This window comes from Kitasatospora sp. NPDC048298, assembly GCF_043201465.1.
Lineage (GTDB): Bacteria > Actinomycetota > Actinomycetes > Streptomycetales > Streptomycetaceae > Kitasatospora.
Genome location: NZ_JBICYZ010000088.1, coordinates 19178 through 37145, shown reverse-complemented (window position 1 = coordinate 37145; position 17968 = coordinate 19178). Strand labels below are relative to the sequence as shown.

General features: G+C 74.8%; 17 protein-coding genes. 6 read left to right on the top strand and 11 right to left on the bottom strand.

Annotated elements, in window-relative coordinates:
* Positions 1-349: 349 nt before the first annotated feature.
* From ACGF0D_RS39260 to ACGF0D_RS39250, 3 genes are all read left to right on the top strand, one after another.
* A complete protein-coding gene (locus ACGF0D_RS39260) occupies positions 350-1237 on the top strand; it encodes an oxaloacetate decarboxylase (protein ID WP_392924849.1) in 888 nt (295 codons plus the stop codon).
* Positions 1234-1551 carry a hypothetical protein gene (locus ACGF0D_RS39255; protein WP_392880498.1) on the top strand — a complete coding sequence of 106 codons (318 nt, stop codon included), beginning with the start codon at positions 1234-1236 and terminating at the stop codon, positions 1549-1551. The genes ACGF0D_RS39260 and ACGF0D_RS39255 overlap by 4 nt, the downstream gene beginning before the upstream one ends.
* Before the next feature lie 170 nt (positions 1552-1721).
* Positions 1722-2711, top strand: a complete 990-nt coding sequence (locus tag ACGF0D_RS39250) for a bile acid:sodium symporter family protein (RefSeq protein ID WP_392924850.1) — start codon at positions 1722-1724, stop codon at positions 2709-2711.
* 61 nt (positions 2712-2772) lie between these two features.
* Here ACGF0D_RS39250 and ACGF0D_RS39245 read toward each other — a convergent pair whose 3' ends face one another.
* From ACGF0D_RS39245 to ACGF0D_RS39220, 6 genes are all read right to left on the bottom strand, one after another.
* Positions 2773-3459, bottom strand: a complete 687-nt coding sequence (locus tag ACGF0D_RS39245) for a DUF402 domain-containing protein (RefSeq protein ID WP_392924847.1) — start codon at positions 3457-3459, stop codon at positions 2773-2775.
* Positions 3456-4298 carry a hypothetical protein gene (locus ACGF0D_RS39240; RefSeq protein WP_392880490.1) on the bottom strand — a complete coding sequence of 281 codons (843 nt, stop codon included), beginning with the start codon at positions 4296-4298 and terminating at the stop codon, positions 3456-3458. The genes ACGF0D_RS39245 and ACGF0D_RS39240 overlap by 4 nt, the downstream gene beginning before the upstream one ends.
* Positions 4295-6100: a GMC family oxidoreductase gene (locus ACGF0D_RS39235; RefSeq protein ID WP_392924845.1), complete on the bottom strand. Its 1806-nt coding sequence runs from the start codon at positions 6098-6100 to the stop codon at positions 4295-4297. Before ACGF0D_RS39235 ends, ACGF0D_RS39240 begins: the two co-directional genes overlap by 4 nt.
* Positions 6097-6555, bottom strand: a complete 459-nt coding sequence (locus tag ACGF0D_RS39230; RefSeq protein ID WP_392924844.1) for a hypothetical protein — start codon at positions 6553-6555, stop codon at positions 6097-6099. The genes ACGF0D_RS39235 and ACGF0D_RS39230 overlap by 4 nt, the downstream gene beginning before the upstream one ends.
* A gap of 231 nt (positions 6556-6786) precedes the next feature.
* Positions 6787-7854, bottom strand: a complete 1068-nt coding sequence (locus ACGF0D_RS39225; RefSeq protein ID WP_392924842.1) for a TIGR03617 family F420-dependent LLM class oxidoreductase — start codon at positions 7852-7854, stop codon at positions 6787-6789.
* A gap of 105 nt (positions 7855-7959) precedes the next feature.
* Positions 7960-8601, bottom strand: coding sequence for a TetR/AcrR family transcriptional regulator (locus ACGF0D_RS39220; protein ID WP_392880480.1), 642 nt, complete (start codon positions 8599-8601; stop codon positions 7960-7962).
* Between the two features lie 109 nt (positions 8602-8710).
* Between ACGF0D_RS39220 and ACGF0D_RS39215 the strand changes: the two genes are divergently transcribed.
* Positions 8711-10291, top strand: coding sequence for a carboxylesterase/lipase family protein (locus ACGF0D_RS39215; RefSeq protein ID WP_392924840.1), 1581 nt, complete (start codon positions 8711-8713; stop codon positions 10289-10291).
* 100 nt (positions 10292-10391) lie between these two features.
* Here ACGF0D_RS39215 and ACGF0D_RS39210 read toward each other — a convergent pair whose 3' ends face one another.
* Positions 10392-11072, bottom strand: coding sequence for a type 1 glutamine amidotransferase domain-containing protein (locus ACGF0D_RS39210; RefSeq protein WP_392924838.1), 681 nt, complete (start codon positions 11070-11072; stop codon positions 10392-10394).
* Positions 11073-11260: 188 nt separating this feature from the next.
* Here ACGF0D_RS39210 and ACGF0D_RS39205 point away from each other — a divergent pair, with 188 nt between their 5' ends.
* Positions 11261-12172, top strand: coding sequence for a LysR family transcriptional regulator (locus ACGF0D_RS39205; RefSeq protein ID WP_392880474.1), 912 nt, complete (start codon positions 11261-11263; stop codon positions 12170-12172).
* A 45-nt stretch (positions 12173-12217) separates the two neighbouring features.
* Here ACGF0D_RS39205 and ACGF0D_RS39200 read toward each other — a convergent pair whose 3' ends face one another.
* The 4 genes from ACGF0D_RS39200 to ACGF0D_RS39185 form a co-directional block, all read right to left on the bottom strand.
* Positions 12218-13051, bottom strand: coding sequence for an ABC transporter permease subunit (locus ACGF0D_RS39200; protein WP_392924836.1), 834 nt, complete (start codon positions 13049-13051; stop codon positions 12218-12220).
* A complete protein-coding gene (locus ACGF0D_RS39195; RefSeq protein WP_392924834.1) occupies positions 13048-14151 on the bottom strand; it encodes an ATP-binding cassette domain-containing protein in 1104 nt (367 codons plus the stop codon). The genes ACGF0D_RS39200 and ACGF0D_RS39195 overlap by 4 nt, the downstream gene beginning before the upstream one ends.
* Positions 14152-14325: 174 nt before the next feature.
* The gene (locus ACGF0D_RS39190; protein ID WP_392924832.1) at positions 14326-15753 is read right to left on the bottom strand and encodes an RtcB family protein; all 1428 of its coding nucleotides are present in this window, start codon (positions 15751-15753) and stop codon (positions 14326-14328) included.
* Between the two features lie 50 nt (positions 15754-15803).
* Complete coding sequence (locus ACGF0D_RS39185; RefSeq protein WP_392924830.1) at positions 15804-16211, bottom strand: archease; 408 nt, start codon at positions 16209-16211, stop codon at positions 15804-15806.
* A 479-nt stretch (positions 16212-16690) separates the two neighbouring features.
* Here ACGF0D_RS39185 and ACGF0D_RS39180 point away from each other — a divergent pair, with 479 nt between their 5' ends.
* Entirely contained in the window at positions 16691-17857 is a 1167-nt protein-coding gene (locus tag ACGF0D_RS39180; protein WP_392924828.1) for a hypothetical protein, read from the top strand.
* The last annotated feature ends 111 nt before the right edge of the window (positions 17858-17968 follow it).

The window sequence follows — 17968 nt, the reverse complement described above, 5'->3', positions numbered from 1 at the left end:
CCGCGCCCCCCCCCCCGCCCCCCGGGGCCCCCCCCCCCCCCCCCCCCCCCCCCCCCCCCCCCCCCCCCCCCCCCCCCCCCCCCCCCGGCGGGGCCCCCCCCCCCCGGGGGCGCCCCCCGGCGCCGTCTTGGCGTGTTCGACCCCGTCCTGCCGAACTGTCGACGAGTCAGCTCGTTCATCTGACTTGCATTTTTGGGCCTTTCCTATTATCGACACCGTTTCACTCTAACGAGGGAATCTCATTTAAAGATTTGCCCACGGAACGTTAAAGGGCGCATAGTGAGGACACCTCAGTTCGGTCTGGTGAACACCAAGTTCAGGCAAAGTCATCCCCAGTGAGGAGAAGACCTTGTTCCACGGAAACACGGCATCGGACAACCCCGGGCAGCGGCTGCGCGCGGAGATCGCGGGCCCGGGGACGACGCCGCTGATCGGCGTCTACGACATGTACTCGGCCTCCATCGCGGCCGATCACTACAACGGCATGTTCGTCTCGGGCTTCGGCTTCGCGGCCTCCTACTACGGGCTGCCCGACATCGGCTTCATCGCCTGGCCCGACATGGTGGGCTTCGTCGAACGGCTGCGCGGGGCCTTCCCCCGGCACCACCTCCTGGTCGACATCGACGACGGCTACGTCGATCCGGAGGTCGCCTGCCACGTCGTGCGCAGGCTCGAACGGATCGGCGCGTCGGGCGTGATCCTCGAGGACCAGAAGCGTCCGCGCCGCTGCGGGCACGCGGACGGCAAGCTGGTGCTGCCGTTGGAGGAATACCTGGAGAAGCTGGAACTCGTCCTCGCCAACCGGACGGACTTGGTGGTGGTCGCGCGCACGGACGCCACCGAGGAGGACGACATCCTGCGCCGGGCCCGGGCGCTCGCCGCCACCGACGCCGACGTGGTGCTGGTGGACGGCGTGCGCAGCGAGGAGTGGATCCGCCGGATCCGCCGGGTGGTCGGCGACAAGCCCCTGCTGTTCAACCAGATCGCGGGCGGCAAGTCGCCCCGGCTGTCGCTCTCGGAGCTGTCGGCCCTGGGGGTGGACGTGGCCATCTACAGCACCCCGTGCCTGTTCGCCGCGCACCGGGCGATGGACGAGGCGTTGGCCGGGCTGAAGAACGCCGACGGGCGGCTGCCGGCCCCGGTCGGGGGCCGGGAGCAGGTCGGCGTGCGGGAGTCCACCGAGCTGCTGGAGCGGAACATCTCGCGCTCCCGAGGGTTGATGGCGGTGACGGCATGAGCGGCGGGCCGCGCGGGCTCGCGCCGGTGTCGCCGGCCGCCGCGCTGCGGGCCACCGCGCTGGGGCTGGCCGGTGCCTGCGCCCTGCTCGCGGGAGCCGCGTCGCCCGCGGCGGCCGGTGGCGGGCTGATCACGGTCGTGGACAACTCGCACGCCGACTCCTGGCTGGAGGTCGACCGGACGGCCAACCTCCAGAACGGCAGCGGTTCCGCGGGCAGCGACCACGACGGCGAGGGTTCGCTGGTCGGCGGACTGATCGGGCCCGGTTCCTCGTCCGGGCACACGGTCCGCCCGGCAGCGGAAGACGGCCCGTGACCGACCGCCTGGCGCGCCCGGAGCGGCCACCAGGGCTCCGGGCGCGCGGGGACCGGAGGAACCGGGAACGAGCGTTCGGGGAATGGGCGCGCGGGGAAGGCACGCCGACGCCGCCGTCCGGTCCCGGGCCCCGCTCCCGCAGGTTGCTGCCTCGCTGGCTGGACCCGTACATGGCGGCGCTGGCCGGGACGGTCGGGCTGGCCGCGCTGTTCCCGGCCTCGGGTGGCTCGGCACGGGTCGCCGAGGTGGCCTGCGAGCTCGCGGTGGCGCTGCTGTTCTTCCTCTACGGCGCCCGGCTCTCCACCCGCGAAACGCTCGCCGGGCTGCGTCACCTGCGGCTGCACGGGCTGGTGTTGGCCGCCACCTTCGTCCTGTTCCCGCTGCTCGGCGTGGCCACCGCGCTGCTCACGCCCGTCCCGCTGACCGGGCCGCTGCAGACCGGGGTGCTGTTCCTCTGCCTGGTGCCCTCGACGGTGCAGTCCTCGGTGGCGCTCACCGGCGCCGCCGGGGGCAACGTCCCCGCGGCGATCTGCGCGGGCACCTACTCCAGCCTGGCGGGGCTGGTGCTGACGCCGCTGCTGGCGGCCTGGCTGCTGGGTTCGCACACCGAACTGTCCGCCGACGGGCTGCTGCGGATCGGGCTCCAGTTGCTCGCGCCCTTCCTGCTCGGGCAGGTGCTGCGGCCGTGGCTCGGCGGTCCGCTGTCCCGGCACAAGCGGGTGCTCACCCCGGTGGATCGCGGTTCGATCCTGCTGGTCGTCTACACGGCGTTCAGCGCGGCGGTGTCCCAGGGCATCTGGGGTCTGGCGACTCCCCTCGCCCTGCTCGGGCTGCTCGCGGTGCTGCTCGCCCTGCTCGCCGCCGCCCTCGCGGCCACCGGGCTCGGCGCGCGGCTGCTGGGCCTCGACCGGCCGGCCGCCATCGCGGCGGTGTTGTGCGGCTCGCAGAAGAGCCTGGCCAACGGCCTGCCGATGGCCACCGTCCTGTTCGGAGCACAGGCCGGGCTGATGGTGCTGCCGCTGATGCTCTACCACCAGCTCCAGCTGATCGTCGGCACCGTCCTCGCCGGCCGCTGGTCGCGGGCACCGACGGCCGGTGCCCCACCCGGCGCGGCCCCGGCCGCGCTCACCGGCCCGGACGCTCCACCGGCGCCCGGGTGATCCCCCTGCGCGGCCTGGCCGAAGCCCCGGGCAGGCCGCCGGGCCGGTGCAGGGCACGCCCCTAACCGGCGGCCGGTCCGAACCGGTCCGCGGCGACGGGGGTGCTGAGGGCGGTGACCGGGAGGACAGGCAGCGGCCCCTCGGGCGGCAGCGTCCAGGCGGCCGGATCCGGGGCGAACGGTCCGGTGCGGTCCTGGAGTTGGGCGAGGGCGAGGTCCCGGGCCCGGGCCATCTGCCGGTGGGTGGCCTCGTCGACGACACCGAGGCGCCGGGCATGGGCGTACTCGTCCTCGTCCTTCCAGCTGTACTCCGACAGATCGGGGGTGATCACGAGGTCCAGGAAGAGGTCGAAGGTGTCGACGCCGATGGCCGTCCGGCGGTACGGGCGCTCGAAGTTGACGTACCAGTGCAGCGGTCGGCCGGTGGGCGTCAGGAAGCGGTGCACGCTGAACGGCGCTCCGGCGGTGAAGCGGCTGAGCACCACGGTGTCGCGCCAGGTCCACTGGTCGAGTTCCCACCGGCCGGCCGCGAGGTCGTCGATGCAGTGCAGGCGTGCGGCGTCGTCTCCGGCGCGCGCGGCCGCGGTCCAGCCGGCCGGGGCCAGGGTCTCCGTCCCCGGGCGGGCGCTCAGCGTCAGGGTCGCACCGTCGTCCCCGAGGACCGTGTAGGGCATGGCCGACCAGACCTGGCCGTCGGTGACGTCCCGCCGCACCGCGGTGTCGCCCGGAGCGAAGACCGGCGCCGTCATCGGACGTAGTAGGCCCGGTTGTGGGCGGCGACCGGCGGGGACTGGTAGGTCCAGACTCCGGCGGCCGGCGCGTCGGCGATCAGGTGGGCGAGGTCGCGGGCGGACTCCTCGGCGGGGTTGCCGAGGTCGAGCCGGACGCGGTCGGCGGTGCGGTCGTCCAGGGCGTAGTAGCGGTAGGGCTGGTGGACGTTGAGCGGTCCGGCCAGCAGCTGGCCCTCCTCGTCGGTGCCGTAGCCGGTGATCGGGGTGTTGCTGACGGACTCGGGGGTGAGGCCGATCAGGTTCACGTCCAGGGCGAGGAGTTCCTCGTCGTGGCGGCTCAGTCCGTCCGGCCCGAGAGTGGCCCGGCGGCAGGACACCGACCAGCGTTCGCGCACGGCGGGCGCGTTGAGGGAGGGCAGGGTGGTCTCGAACCAGCCCGGGTGCTTGGGCTCGGCGTACAGCCGGCGCCCGGCGTCGATGGCATGGGGGTTGTCGCAGAGCACGTGCAGCCGGGCGATCCCGAGCAGCTTGGTCTGGTCGTAACCCCGGGCGTACTGCCCGTAGTTGACCACCGGAATCCGGTCCTCGGCGAAGATCGGGTGGGCGATCAGGTTGATCTCCAGCTCCTGGGTGATGCCGCCGCCGTTCGGGTACTGGGCGAAGTAGAGCTGGTAGTTGAGCGAGACACAGGCCCCGCCGTCGAAGGCGGCGACGCTCAGTCCGGGGTGGCGCTTGGCGAGCAGCTCGCGCGCCCGCACGCGGTCGACCAGGTAGTCGACGCCGATGTTGTGCAGCGCCCCGTAGTGGAAGGGCAGGTGGTACGGCTCCGGTACGGGAGGCAGCGGCAGGCCGGTCATGAGGGCTCCGGGGACGAGGAGGAGAGCGACGAGGACGACGAGTTGGGCGAGCGGGGCAGGACGGTCGCCGGGCGATGCAGCTCCAGCAGGTCGCGGTGCATCCGTTCGGCGCTGCGCAGCGCGAGGGCGGCCATGGTGAGCGAGGGGTTGGAGGTGCCGAGGGAGGGCATCGAGCCGCAGCCGACGGCGTACAGGTTGGGGTGGTCCCAGCAGCGCTGCCAGTGGTCGACCACCGAGTTCGCGGGCGAGTCGCCCATGATGTGGGTGCCGCCGGCGTGACCGGCGCCCCGGTAGCCGTGGACGGTCCCCCGGTGTTCGAGCCTCCCCGGCCACCCGGTCGCCGGATAGGCGGTGTGGTCCTCGGCGCCGAGCAGCGCGAACAGCTGGTCGGAGACGACCCGGGCGGAGGCCATCCCCTCACGGACGTACTCCGAGAGGTCGTAGCGGACGGCCGGTCCCGGCAGACCGAGCGGGTCGCGCCGGTCCCGGTCGAGGGTGACCCGGTTGGCCGGGTCGGCGGGCTGCTCCAGCTCGAACTGGAGCGAGAACTGACGGCCCAGCCGGTCGCCGAGCCGCTCGCGCAGCTCCTTGCCGCGCAGGCCCGCCGTGATCAGCGCCGCCGCCTCGGCCTCCGGCGCTCCGCCCGCCCAGGACCAGCCCCAGTTGCCGATCTCGATCCGGAACGGCGCCCGGCGGGCGCGCCCGGGGCCGAACCGGAACGCCTCCAGGCCGCTGGTGGACCCGGGCCCCCGGTAGGGGCCGACCGGGCGGGGCATCAGCCCCCAGGTGAGCAGGGCCGGGTGGTCCATCAGGTTCCGGCCGACCTGGTCGCTGCGCTCGGCCAGACCGGAGAGGAGCAGCAGTCGGGCGTTCTCGATCGCGTGCGCGGCGAGGACGACCAGGTCCGCCGTCACCCGGTGGGTCGTGCCGCCCGCGACGTACTCGACCTCCCGGGCCCGCCCGGTCTGCGGGTCGGCCAGCACCCGGCTGACGACGGCCTCCGTGCGCAGTTCGACGCCGGCCGCCCAGCGGGCCTGGGTGCGCAGCGGGGTGTACTTGGCGCCGCTCGGGCAGGCCGGGACGCAGCCGGCACTGCCCGCACAGAGCAGCCCGTCGGCGGAGCCGGGCCTGGTCGGCACGCCGTTGCGGGCGTGCGGGGTGGCGGTGACGGCGAGCCGGGCGGGGCCGGGCACGGCGGGGTCGCGGACGGTCCGGCCGTCGAGGGCGCGGGCCAGCTCCCGGTCGAGGTAGCTCGCCGGGACGGCCCGCATCGGGAAGTCGTAGCCGTCCGGGATGGGCAGTCCGACGGCGTGGCGCTGCTCCCGGGCGTCGGCGGCGACACCGAGTTCCCGTTCGGCCTCGCGGTAGTGGGGTTCCAGGTCGTGGTAGCCGATCGGCCAGTTGCGGCCGTGGCCGAGGTCGCCGGTGCGGAAGTCCTCGGGGTGCATGCGCGGGGTGAGCCCGGTCCAGAGCAGTCCGGTGCCGCCGTTGGCGCGCAGGTAGCCGCTGGCGTAGGGCAGCGGACCGTACTGGCGGAGGTGGCCGGTGGCGGTGAAGCCGCCGTCCGGGCTTCCGGTGAGGTCCGTGACGTCGGGTGACGGAGCCTCGGGGCTGTGCGGGTAGGGCGAGGTGGGTGGTCCGCCGCCGGCCGCGCGGTGGGCGGCGGAGGCCTCGGCGCCGGTGGGCGCGGCGCGTCCGGCCTCCAGGACGAGGACCCGCCAGCCCTGTGCGCCGAGGCGGTGGGCGACCAGTGTCCCGGCGAAGCCCGCGCCGACCACGACGGCGTCCCAGCGGGGGCTCATCGGCCCTCGAGGTCGTCGTCGGGTGCGTCGACGGCCTCAAGGCCCCCGGCGCCTCCGTGCTCCCCGGCACCTCCCAGGTCCTCGGCCCCTCGGGGTGCCGCGGCCCAGCTGCCGTGTCCGGGGGCGGTGGCGCCCGGCGGGGCGGCGTGGAAGGTCCGCCAGACCAGTCCCTGGTCGTGGGCGCGGGCGGAGGAGGGCGCCTCGCCCGGCCAGGCGCCGACGTACCAGAGGTGGACCAGGGCGTGTTCGTCGCGCACCTGGTGGGCCAGCGTCGTGCGGTGGTGCTCGTCCGCCATGCCGGTGGAGCGCAGTTCGGGCACGTCGAAGCCGGTCAGCTCGGCGCAGACGCGCAGGAACTCGTCCAGGTCGGCCAGGGCGTCGACGTACTTGTTCGCGACGGGGTCCCAGCACTCCGCCAGGTCGTAGTCGGCCGGGCGGTCGTCGGACACGGGCACGCGGGCACCCCCCACGATCGGCAACGGGTGGCCGGGGCACGGCAGGCCGTACGGTGCGACGGACCGCACGGCGCGACAGGCCCCGGAACGAGGCGGGCCCCGGGGCGCCGACCCTCGCCGGACACCCCTACCCGCCACCGCGATCCTGCCGCCCGCCCTCACCACCGGAAACGCATTGCGCGAATCTGCCCGGACTTCGTCACCCGGTGTCCGGTCGACCGCCCACCACGATCACCCGGCGTCCGCTTCCGGTCGGCCCAGCGCCCGTACCGCCGCCAGGACGTCCAGGCCCAGTTCCGGGTCGGCCTCCTCGGCGAGGTTGACGGACAGCCGGGTGACCAGGCCCGCGTACCGGCGGTGGATCTCCCGGGCGACCTCCTCCACCGGACCGCAGACCGCGAAGGTGTCGAACACCTCGTCGTCGATCAGCGCGGCCATCTCCGCCCAGCGTCCGCGCACCGAGTGGGTGTGCAGCTCCTCCTGGAGCCCCTCCCAGCCGTGCTGCGCCAGGACCGGACGGTAGGCCGGCGTGGAGGCGTAGAACGCGAGCCGCTCGCGGGTGGCCGCGCGGTTCGCCGCCAGCTCCTCCTCGGTGCGGCCGGTGGCGGTGAGCACGTTGCCGACGATCTCGAACGGGCGCTCCGTCCACGCGGCGCCCTCCGCCTCGGCCCGGGCCCGCTCCTCGGTCAGGCCGGGCAGCACCTGCTCGGCCAGGTAGGCGGTGGAGGAGAACGGGTGGCTCAGGAAGCCGTCGGCCACCGCCCCGGCGGTCCGGGTCATCAGCGGTCCGACGCCCGCCAGCAGGATCCGCGGCACCCCGGACGGGACCGGGTCCGGCGAGAACACCGGCGTCATCACCGTGTGGGTGTAGAACTCGCCGCGGAAGCGGAGCCGTTCGCCGGTCTGCCAGCTGTGCCAGATCGCCCGCACCGCGTGCACGTACTCGCGCATCCGGGCGGCCGGACGGTCCCAGGGCATCCCGAAGCGCTTCTCGATGTGCGGCTTGACCTGCGAGCCCAGCCCGATGACGGCCCGTCCGCCGGAGGCGGCGTGCAGCCCCCAGGCCTGGTAGGCGAGCGTCATCGGGGTCCGGGCGAAGGCCACCGCGATGCCGGTGGCCAGTTCGATCGACTCGGTCCGGTCGGCCGCGCGGGCGAGCTGGAGGAACGGGTCGTACGCGGTCTCGGCGACCACCAGCCGGTCCATGCCCCGGCGTTCGGCCCGCTCGGCGGCGTCCAGGATCCCCGCCGGGTGTCCGGAGGCGGTGGCGTCGAGACGGAGGGCTGCGGGTCGGTCCATGGCGGTGCTCCTGATCGCGGACGGCGGTGCTACCCGGGTAGCGTGCCACGCCCGGGCTCGCTCCCCGACCCGCTCCCCGGGCGGGCCGCCGCCCCACCGGCCGCCTCACCCACGGCCGACGGCAGCGCCGGCAGTCCCGCCCGCGCCGCCCGGCGCCGCGAACAGCCGCTCCAGGTGCCGGTCGACGGCCGCGAGCACGGCGGCGGGCTCGACCACGCCCAGCTCCAGCAGCGTGGTGAACCCGGTGAGCGCGAGCAGCAGGTCCGTCTCCACCGCCGGGTCGCGGTCGGCCGCGAGGTGCCCGTCGGCGATCGCCTGCCGGACCACCTGTTCGACCATCGCCCGCCCCTGGATCAGGCCGCCGCGCGCCCGCGCGTGCACGTCCTCGTCGTGCAGCGCCTCCAGCACGTAGGCGGCGCTCATCCGGCTGGTCGCCCGCGCGTCGGCGTGCAGCGGCAGCAGCTCGACCAGCATCGCCCGCAGCACGTCACGCGGGTGCGGGCGCTCGCCGAGCGCTTCCAGCGCCCGGCCGACCCGCAGCGCGCCCTGTTCGGCGGCGAAGTCCATCGCGAAGGTGAGCATCTGCGCCCGGGAGCCGAAGTAGTGCTGGAGCTGGCCGAGCGAGATGCCGGCCTCCCCCGCGACCTCGCGCATCGTCAGGTGGGTGGCGCCGCGCCGCTCCACGACCCGCCACAGCGCACGGGCGATCGCCTCCCGGCGCTCCCGGTGGTCGACCTGCTTCGGCATGGGCGGCGGCCCCTCGGCTCTCCCCGCACCCGGCGGAGTCTTTTCCATACAGTTGACATAATACAGCTGACCTATAACGTGGAAAGCCTTCCGAGGGAGGAGCGTCCACATGTCGGAGCAACCCGTCATCCGCACCACCGAGGGACTCGTCCGCGGCCGCGGGGAGCGGCCGCGCGGACCGGAACAGCGGCACGGGAGGCAGCACGGACAGCGGCAGGAACAGCCGGCGGGCCGCGCGCTCGCGGTCTTCCGCGGCATCCGCTACGCCCAGCCGCCCGTCGGGGTCCTCCGCTTCGCCGCACCCGCCGAGCCCGAGCCCTGGGACGGCGTCCGCGAGGCCACCGCCTTCGGCCCGATGGTCCCGCAGTCCGGACCGCTGCCCGCCGAGTCCCCCGAATCCGGCGAATCCGGCGAGGGCACCGTCGTCTCCGAGGACTCCGACTGGCTGACCCTCAACGTCTGCACGCCCGATCCCGGCGCGGCCGGCCTGCCGGTCCTGGTCTGGATCCACGGCGGCGGGTTCATCTCCGGGAGCGCCAACGACCCGCTGTACGACCCGACCGCGCTGGCCTCCGCCGGGCTGGTCGTGGTGAGCGTCAACTACCGCGTGGGCGCCGAGGGCTTCGCCCTGCTGGAGGGCGCCCCGGCCAACCGGGCCTTCCTCGACCAGATCGCCGCCCTGCGCTGGGTGCGGCGCAACATAGCCCGGTTCGGCGGGGACCCGGCCCTGGTGACCGTCGCCGGGCAGTCCGCGGGCGCCGGGTCGGTCGCCGCGCTGCTGGCGACGGACGCCGCCCGCGGCCTGTTCCGGCGGGCCGTCGCCCACACCGTGCCGGGCACCCACTGCACCCCCGCGCTGGCCGCCGAGGTCACCGCCGAGCTCGCGAAGCTGCTCGGTACGGCCCCCACCGCCGCCGCGCTGGCCGAGGTGCACCCCCGGCGCCTGGCCTCGGCCGTCACGGAACTCGGCGCCGCGCTGCCGGAACATCTCGCGCGCTGGGGCCGGCTGGCGCACAGCGGCCTCGCCACCGTCCCGGTGGTCGACGGCGAGGTGCTGCCCGGCTCGCCCTGGTCGGCGCTCACCGAGGGCGTCGACCTGCTGGTCGGCCACACCCGGGACGAGTTCCGGCTGTTCGGTGTCCTCAGCGGTCGGCACGGCCGTTTCACCGAGGAGGAGGCCCGGCTGGCGCTCGAGCTGTTCGCCCCGCCGCCGGGCGGCCCGGACGCCTACCGGGCCGCCCTCCCGGGGGCGACACCCTCCGACCTCCTCGAAGCCGTCAGCTCCGACGCCCTGTTCCGGGTGCCGTCCCTCCGGCTCGCCGAGGTCAACGCGGCGGCCGGCGGCACCTCGTACCTCTTCGAGCTCGCCCTGCCCGCCCCCGCCCTCGGCGGCGTCTTCGGCGCCTGCCACGGCCTGGACGTGCCGCTCGCCTTCGGCACCCTGGACAGCCCCGCGGCGCGGCACTTCCTCGGCGACCCGCCCCCGCCGGAGGCGGTCCGGGTCTCGGCGGAACTACGGGAGGCCTGGGTCCGGTTCGCCACCACCGGCGACCCGGGGTGGCCCGCCTTCGAGCCGGACGGGCAGCTCACCCGGGTGCTGGACGCCCACTCGGAGACCGTCCGCTACCCGGAGCAGACCGCCCGCCGGATCTGGGCGGGGCACCCCCTCACCGCCTACGACCTCCCCTGACGGCGGGCACCGGCCCGCGGTGCGGGCCGCCCGAACACCCTTGGCGTGGCAGGTCCGGACACCGATGGCGTGGCAGCCGAACGGCGGGCCCGTTCGGCCGCTACGCCGCCGACGCGTCCAGCAGCTTCAGCAACTCGGCGGCCACCAGCCCCGAGGAGGCCGGGTTCTGACCGGTCACCAGGTTGCGGTCGACCACCACGTGCGGCGCCCAGGGCGTGCCCTCCTCGAAGTCCACTCCGAGCTCCACCAGCCGGTCCTGGAGCAGCCACGGCGCCCGGTCGGCCAGGCCGGCCTGGGTCTCCTCGGCGTTGGTGAAACCGGTCATCCGGTACCCGGCGAAGGGCGAGCCACTGCCCTCGGCCCGCGCGGCGAGCAGCGCGGCCGGGCCGTGGCAGACCACCCCGAGCGGGCACCCGGAGGCGAGCGCCCGGGTGAGCAGCCGGCCGGAGTCGGGGTCGACCGCCAGGTCCTCCATCGGGCCGTGGCCGCCGGGGTAGAACACGAGGTCGTAGTCGGCCGGGTCGACGTCGGCCAGCACCAGCGGCTGCCGGAACTCGGCGATCTTCTCCACTTCCTCGGCCATCGCCGGGTCGGTCAGGCTGGCCCCGTCCGCGACCGGGACGACTCCGGCCGGGGTGGCGACGGTGACCCGGTGGCCCGCCTCGGTGAAGGCGCGGTACGGGACGACCGCCTCCTCCGCCCAGAAGCCGGTCGGGTGCGCGGTGCCGTCGTCCAGGGTCCAGAACCTCGCGCCGGTCACGACGAACAGGATGTCGGCCATGAGGTGTGCCTCCAAGGGTGCCGCGGTCCTCGCCGCGACGGTCCGCCGCGGCGCTCACGCCGGAGACGCTAGACGCGCCCGGCCCCCGGAAACCAATGGGCCACGCGATGCGAGGCATCGGAATTCCGATACCTCACCCGGATCGTCCAGCCGCCGTCCGGCCATCGGAATCCCGTACGCTCGGCGGCATGAGCGATCGGCTGACCACCGGATCAGGCCCGCTGGACCTCAACCAGCTGCGGACCTTCCTCGCCGTGCACCGGGCGGGCTCCCTCACCGCGGCCGCGCACCTGCTGGGCCTGTCCCAGTCCACGGTGACGGCGCAGATCCGGGCGCTGGAGCAGCGGCTCGGCCGGGAGCTTTTCGAGCGCCGGGCCCGCGGGGTCAGCCCGCTGCCGTACGCCGACGAGCTCGCCGGGCGGCTGGCCGTACCGCTGGACCAGCTCGCGGGCCTCGCCGACGGGCACGGCGACGGCGTACCGGAGCCGGTCCACCTCGCCGGGCCCGCCGAGTTCCTCGGCACCGTCCTGCTGGCGGAGCTGGCCCCGCTGGTCGCGGAGGGCGTCCGGCTGCGGGTGACGGCCGGGCTGACCGACCCGCTGCTGGCGGAACTGCGGGCCGGGCAGCACGACCTGGTGGTCGCGACCCGCCGTCCGCGCGGCCGGACGCTGCTCGCCGATCCCCTGGCCGACGAGGAGTTCGTCCTGGTCGCGGCCCCGGTCTGGGCCGAGCGGCTGGCCGGCCGGGAGCTGCCCGGCGCGCTGGCCGAGGTCCCGCTGCTCAGCTACGCCGAGGACCTGCCGATCGCCCGCCGCTACTGGCGACACGTCTTCGACCGGCGGCTGCACGCCCGGGCGGCGGTCACCGTGCCGGACCTGCGGGCGGTGCTCTCGGCGGTGACGGCGGGCGCGGGCTGGAGCGTGCTGCCCGGCTACCTGTGCCGGGCCGAACTCGCCTCCGGGGCCCTGCGGTTGCTGCACGAGCCGGCCGATCCGCCGATCAACACCGCCTACCTGGTCCGCCGCCCGGCCGGCTCGGCCAACCCGCACGTGGCCCTGGTCCGCGAGCGCCTGCTGGCCGCGGCCCATACCTGGGGCTGACCGGGCTGCCAGCCGCGGACCGCCACGGTCTGCCACGTCCCCACCTCAAACGGCCAGGTCCCGCCGCTCCAACAGCACGAAGGCCGCCGCCAGTCCGAGCAGTCCCACCCCGAGCAGCACCCCGAAGGCCGCCCACGGCACCCCGCCGTGGCCGAGCACGTCGCCCGGCGCGTAGTAGTGGAACGGGCTGAGGTAGCGCAGCGACCTGGCCGGGGACCAGGCCAGCGCGACGAAGTTGAGCGCGAAGCCGACCGCGCCGAACGCGACGGCCGCACCGATCACATGGGCCCGCCGCCGGCTCATCGCGGAAACCGCCAGCACCGGTCCGGTCAGGCAGAACGCGAGGGCGCAGCCGAGCAGTCCGGCGGTGAACACCGCACTCTCCGGCACGGCCGCGCGCAGCTTCGGGGAGGCCGCCACCCCGATCGCGAGGGTCAGGGTGGCGGCGGCGTTGAGCAGCACGGTGGCGGCGATCAGGGCGCCGGCCCGCTCGGCGAGCAGCCGGCGGCGGGAGACCGGGCGGGTCATCAGCAGCTCGATGGTGCCGGACTCGACGTCGGCCGCGACGGCGGCGGCGCCGAGCGAGCCGATCACGGTCAGTTGGAGGGCGATCCAGAACGGGTGGGTGAGTCCGGCGCCGAGCAGGCCCGGGTAGCTGGCGATGGAGATGTCGCCGTTGGAGCCGCTGAAGGCCTTGAACGCGCCGGGCGGGGTGCGGCGTTCGCCGAACAGGTCACTGGTCGGGACGGTTCCGGCGATCACCACGATCAGGGTCTCGAAGACCACCATGCCGAACAGCAGGGAGAGCAGCATCCGGCGGCGCCGGTGCAGGGCGAGCCAGACCAGCGGGAGGCGGCGGTTGACGGTGCCCGGGTTCACGGCTTCTCCTCCGGTTCCGACGGACCACTCGGTTCCGGCAGGCCGCTCGGTCCCGGCGCGCCGCTCGGTTCCGGCAGACCACTCGGTTCCGACAACCCGCTCGCCTCCCGTAGCCCACTCGGTTCCGGCGGGCCGCTGCCGTCCGGAAGCACCTCGTCGCCGACGGACCGGTAGAGGTCGAGGAAGGCCTCGTCCAGCCCCGCCTCCTCCACCGTCAGGTCGGCCACCGGCTGTTCGGCGAGCAGGGTGCGCACCGCCTCGACCACGTCGTCCGGCGGCACCAGCAGCTCGACCCGTGGGCCGTCCCAGCGCGGGGACCACCGCTCGGCGGCGCCGAGCGGCCTGGCGCCCCGCCCGTCGCGGAACAGCAGCCGGACCCGGCGGGCCCGGGCCTGGCGCAGCTCGGCCACCGAGCGGACGGTGACCAGCCGGCCGTGGCGGACGATGGCGACCCGGCCGCAGGTCCGCTGCACCTCGGGCAGCACGTGGCTGGAGAGCAGGACGGTCCGCCCGGCCGCGGTCTCCTCGGCGAGCAGTTCGTAGAAGGTCTCCTGGACCAGCGGGTCGAGCCCCTCGCTCGGTTCGTCCAGCACCACCACCGGCGGCCGGTGCTGGAGCGACTGGACGAGCCCGAGCTTCTGCTTCATGCCGCGCGAGTACTCCCCCACCGGCCGGGCCAGGTCGGCCCGGGAGAGCTTCAGCCGCTCGCACAGCTCGTCCCGGCGCGGCACCGGGGCGCCCTGGAGGGCGGCGAGCAGGTCGAGGGTCTGCTGCCCGGTGAGTTCGGGGTAGAGGCGCAGTTCGCCGGGCAGGTAGCCGATGGAGGGGGCGAGCCGGCCGTGGTCGGCGACCGGGTCCAGGCCGAGCACTCGCACCTGTCCGTCGCTGGGGCTGAGCAGGCCGACCAGACAGCGCAGCGTGGTGGTCTTGCCGGCGCCGTTGGGGCCGAGCAGGCCGAACACCTCGCCGGCCTCGACCGACACGTCCAGCCGTTCGATGCCGACCGTCTCGCCGTAGCGCTTGGTGAGCGAGCGCAGTTCGATCACCGGGCCGGTTCCGGTGCCCCGACGGTCGACGGCTGGGTCCGGGTTGCCCGGCATGACCACCTCCTGTGGCGGATGCGCTGCGGTGACGGCTACGGTGTCGGCTGCGATCCGGTGACGGACGCGTCCGACATCCAAGCGCGCCCGGCCGGGCGAGTCGAGGGACGCGCCCGGACCGGTCCGACGAACTCACCCGCGGTACGCCCCACCCCTGCGCACGTCTCCCGTGCGTCACCCCTTGCACACGCCCAGCGGCACCAGCCGGGCGACCTGCCGGGCGAGCCCGGCGGCCTCGGTGACGGCGGCCACCGCGTCGACGTCCTTGTACGCCTGCGGGGTCTCCTCGGCCAGCGCCCGCCAGGAGGCCGGCCGCACCGCGATCCCCTGCGCCTCCAGCTCGTCCTTCAGCCGCTCGCCGCGCACGGTGCGCAGCGCCTGGTGACGGCTCAGCACCCGTCCGGCACCGTGGCAGGCGGAGCGGAAGGCCTCGTTGCCGGGCAGGCCGACCATGACGTACGAGGCGGTGCCCATGGTGCCGGGCACCAGCACCGGTTGCCCGGCGTCCGCCAGGTCCGCGGGCAGGTCGGGGTCGCCGGGCGGCAGCGCCCGGGTGGCGCCCTTGCGGTGCACGCAGAGTGTCCGCGGTTCGCCGTCCACCTCGTGGGTCTCCAGCTTGGCGAGGTTGTGCGAGACGTCGTAGACCAGCTCCAGCCCGACGCCGAGCGCGGTGGCGAAGGCGCGGCGGGCCGCCTCGGAGAGCAGCTGCCGGTTGGCCCGGCCGTAGTTGGCGGCGGCGGTCATCGCGCCCAGGTAGGCGCGGCCGCGCGGGGAGTCGACCGGAGTGCAGGCGAGCTGGCGGTCCGGGACCTCGATCCGGTAGCGGTGCAGTTCGCGGTCCATGGCGCGGACGTGGTCGGTGCAGATCTGGTGGCCCAGGCCGCGCGAACCGCAGTGGATCATGACGCAGACCTGGCCGGGCCGCAGTCCGAAGGCGGCGGCGGTCTCGGCGTCGTGGACCCGGTCGACGGCCTGCACCTCCAGGAAGTGGTTGGCCGAGCCGAGGCTGCCGACCTGCTGCAGCCCGCGTTCGACGGCCCGGGTGCTCACCTCCCCGGGGGCCGCGCCGGCCAGCACGCCGCGGTCCTCGCAGCGTTCCAGGTCGCGGGGCACGCCGTGGCCGTGCTCGACGGCGTAGCGGGCGCCGCCGAGGAGGAGTTCGTCCAGTTCCTCCGGCCCGGACAGCCGCCACAGGCCGCCCCGGCCCAGGCCGCGCGGGACGGTGTGGTCCAGCAGGTCCATCAGTCGGCCGATCCGGTCCCGGTCGAGTTCGTCCCGGTCGACGCCGGCCGCCAGCAGCCGGACCCCGCAGGAGATGTCGAAGCCCACCCCGCCGGGCGAGACCACCCCGCCCCGTTCGACGTCGGTGGCGGCGACCCCGCCGATCGGGAAGCCGTAGCCCCAGTGCACGTCGGGCATCGCGAAGGAGGCGCGGACGATCCCGGGCAGCGTCGCCACGTTCGCCACCTGTTCCAGTGCCTTGTCCCCGGCGGCCTGCGGCAGCAGCGCGCCGTTCGCGAACACCACGCCGGGCACCCGCATCGGCGGGCGCGGCTCGATCCGCCAGCGGTTGCGGCCCGCCTCGGCCAGTGCGATCTCCACCTCGCTCACCCCGCTCCCGCAGGTCCGGTCCGCCCTACCCGGGCCGGTGCTCAGACGTCCACGGTGACCCGGCAGGTCCAGCCGTCCGGCCCGGCGCTCAGGTCCAGGTCGTGCAGTGAGACGGCCTTCGGCACCGCGCCGACCAGCGCGGCCGTCGCGGCATCGGCCATCCGGAAGCGGACCGCCACCCGACGGGCACCGTCCAGGCCCTCGATCGGGCCGATCGCGACGGCGACGGGCAGTTCGCCGTCGACATCCATCCGGTAGACGACCTCCTCCAGCACGCCCGCGAGCAGGTCCGGGTCACTCACGGCCAGCACGGTGCAGCCCCGCTCGCCCACGACCCGCGCACCGGAGAGGTCGGCGAAGCTCCCGACCACGCCGTACACCAGCTCGCCGATACAGCCCTCGGCCGTCGGCGCCCAGGCCTCCACCCGCAGGTCAGCCGTGTGCGGCACACTCCGGTGGCCACCGGCAGGCCGCCCCGCATGCTCGCCTCCGTCCACAAGCGACGCCTCCCACACCCGTTGCCGTCTTCCCTCCAGCGTCATCCCGCGAACCACCCGGCGGCAAGTGCGGGTCACGGCTCGGGTCTGCAGGGGTATCGCTCACGGCAACGCTCCTTTCCCTTGTTCGTTGCTGGATCTCCGGCCGGGCTCTGCACGGCCCGCAGCCCGTAGAACGCCTTCCGCAGAGCGATCAACGGTCCGACCAGCCATCCGCTCGCGGGCCGGGGCGTTCGTTCCGGGGAGGGTCACGAAAAATTTCTTCGAACCCGGGTGCAACCCCCCGGCGGGATGGACGTCTATCAGGGTGAGAGGCGGGGAGAGCGAGCCGGCGAAGCCGGGGGGCTCGGGCCGGCTCCTCGGGGCGCGACAGTGGGCGCCCGCTCATCCGATCGAAACCACCATCACCGTGTCCTTGGGGGGACTGTCACATGAACGCGTCCGTTATCGCCCGTATTGCGAAGATCGTCCCGCTGGCCGTCGTCGCCGCCGTCGGTGTCGCCGCCTGCGGCCCGACCAACGGCGGATCGTCCGTCGCCGCCTCCGCCCCCACCCCCTCGGCCACCTCCTCGGCCACCCCCGGCGCGGGCGCCGTCCCGACCACCCCCGCCCCGACCACGCCCACCGCCGAGACGCCGGCCGCCGCCGCGCCCACCACCGAGGCCCCGGCGGCGCAGGCCCCGGCCGGGCAGGGCCCCGCCGTCACCAAGGCCGACACCAAGCCCGCCGCGAAGGCCCCGGCCAAGCCCGCCGGTGGCATCGGGATCACCTTCAACGGTCTCCAGCAGGGCCAGAAGATCCAGGTCGGCAACCAGGTCTCGTTCTCGGTCACCTGGAAGAACAACGACGCCTCGGGCAGCCGCGCCGTGGCCCCGGTCGTGGCGACCCAGCAGTACGAGGGCGCGCAGTGCCGGCGGATGCTCTCCATGGCGCAGGGCACCCTGGAGCGCAAGGACGCCTCCGGCTGGAAGGCCATGCCCGCGCTGAGCCAGGGCGGCGGCATGGATTATGCGGGCACCGGCAACGACGCGGCCTTCACCCTGGCCGCGGGCGAGAGCCGCACCGTCGAGTACCGGATGGTGCTCGACGCGAGCAACCAGCCGGGCCGGCTGCTCGTCGAAGCCGACGCCGTGACGCCGTCCACCTATCAGGTGCTGACCAAGGGCGTCGTGACCACCTCGGTCGTCGACAGCCACCGCCCCGTCGTGGCCTCCGCCTCCAAGCCCTCCCCGCTCGTCATCGGCAAGACCCCCACCGAGTTCACCTTCAAGGTCACCTCGCCCGACGGCCCCGGCCGCCTGCGCCCGACCGTGTACCTGTCCCTGCCCGCCAGCGAGGGCCTGACCGGGCAGGACGTCACGGTCGAGGCCAAGGTCGGCAACGAGTGGAAGTCCTTCGAGGTGACCGAGGACTGCAACGGACGGCTCGGCGTGGCACCGGCCCAGCTGGAGGGCGTGATGAAGGGCAACCCGGTCGCGTACACCTTCCGGGTCGGCCTCAAGCGGGCCCCCGCCGCGCCGGTCGCCATCGAGGTCGGCGGCGCCTCGGACGGCCACTACGGCGCCGTCACCACCCTGCACCCCACCATCCAGCACTGACACCGAAGGGCCAGGCCTCCCGCTGCCCGGGAGGCCTGGCCCTTCACCGTTCCACGACCCAGCGAGCGAGGCCATCCAGGCCTCGACCTCCCCGGCGCTGCGGGACAGGCC

Coding starts and splice junctions, on each gene's coding strand:
- ACGF0D_RS39210 (WP_392924838.1), bottom strand. CDS start 11,072: ATGGCCGACATCCTGTTCGTCGTGACCGGCGCGAGGTTCTGGACCCTG.
- ACGF0D_RS39205 (WP_392880474.1), top strand. CDS start 11,261: ATGAGCGATCGGCTGACCACCGGATCAGGCCCGCTGGACCTCAACCAG.
- ACGF0D_RS39215 (WP_392924840.1), top strand. CDS start 8,711: ATGTCGGAGCAACCCGTCATCCGCACCACCGAGGGACTCGTCCGCGGC.
- ACGF0D_RS39225 (WP_392924842.1), bottom strand. CDS start 7,854: ATGGACCGACCCGCAGCCCTCCGTCTCGACGCCACCGCCTCCGGACAC.
- ACGF0D_RS39195 (WP_392924834.1), bottom strand. CDS start 14,151: ATGCCGGGCAACCCGGACCCAGCCGTCGACCGTCGGGGCACCGGAACC.
- ACGF0D_RS39220 (WP_392880480.1), bottom strand. CDS start 8,601: ATGCCGAAGCAGGTCGACCACCGGGAGCGCCGGGAGGCGATCGCCCGT.
- ACGF0D_RS39240 (WP_392880490.1), bottom strand. CDS start 4,298: ATGACCGGCCTGCCGCTGCCTCCCGTACCGGAGCCGTACCACCTGCCC.
- ACGF0D_RS39250 (WP_392924850.1), top strand. CDS start 1,722: ATGGCGGCGCTGGCCGGGACGGTCGGGCTGGCCGCGCTGTTCCCGGCC.
- ACGF0D_RS39245 (WP_392924847.1), bottom strand. CDS start 3,459: ATGACGGCGCCGGTCTTCGCTCCGGGCGACACCGCGGTGCGGCGGGAC.
- ACGF0D_RS39180 (WP_392924828.1), top strand. CDS start 16,691: ATGAACGCGTCCGTTATCGCCCGTATTGCGAAGATCGTCCCGCTGGCC.
- ACGF0D_RS39255 (WP_392880498.1), top strand. CDS start 1,234: ATGAGCGGCGGGCCGCGCGGGCTCGCGCCGGTGTCGCCGGCCGCCGCG.
- ACGF0D_RS39235 (WP_392924845.1), bottom strand. CDS start 6,100: ATGAGCCCCCGCTGGGACGCCGTCGTGGTCGGCGCGGGCTTCGCCGGG.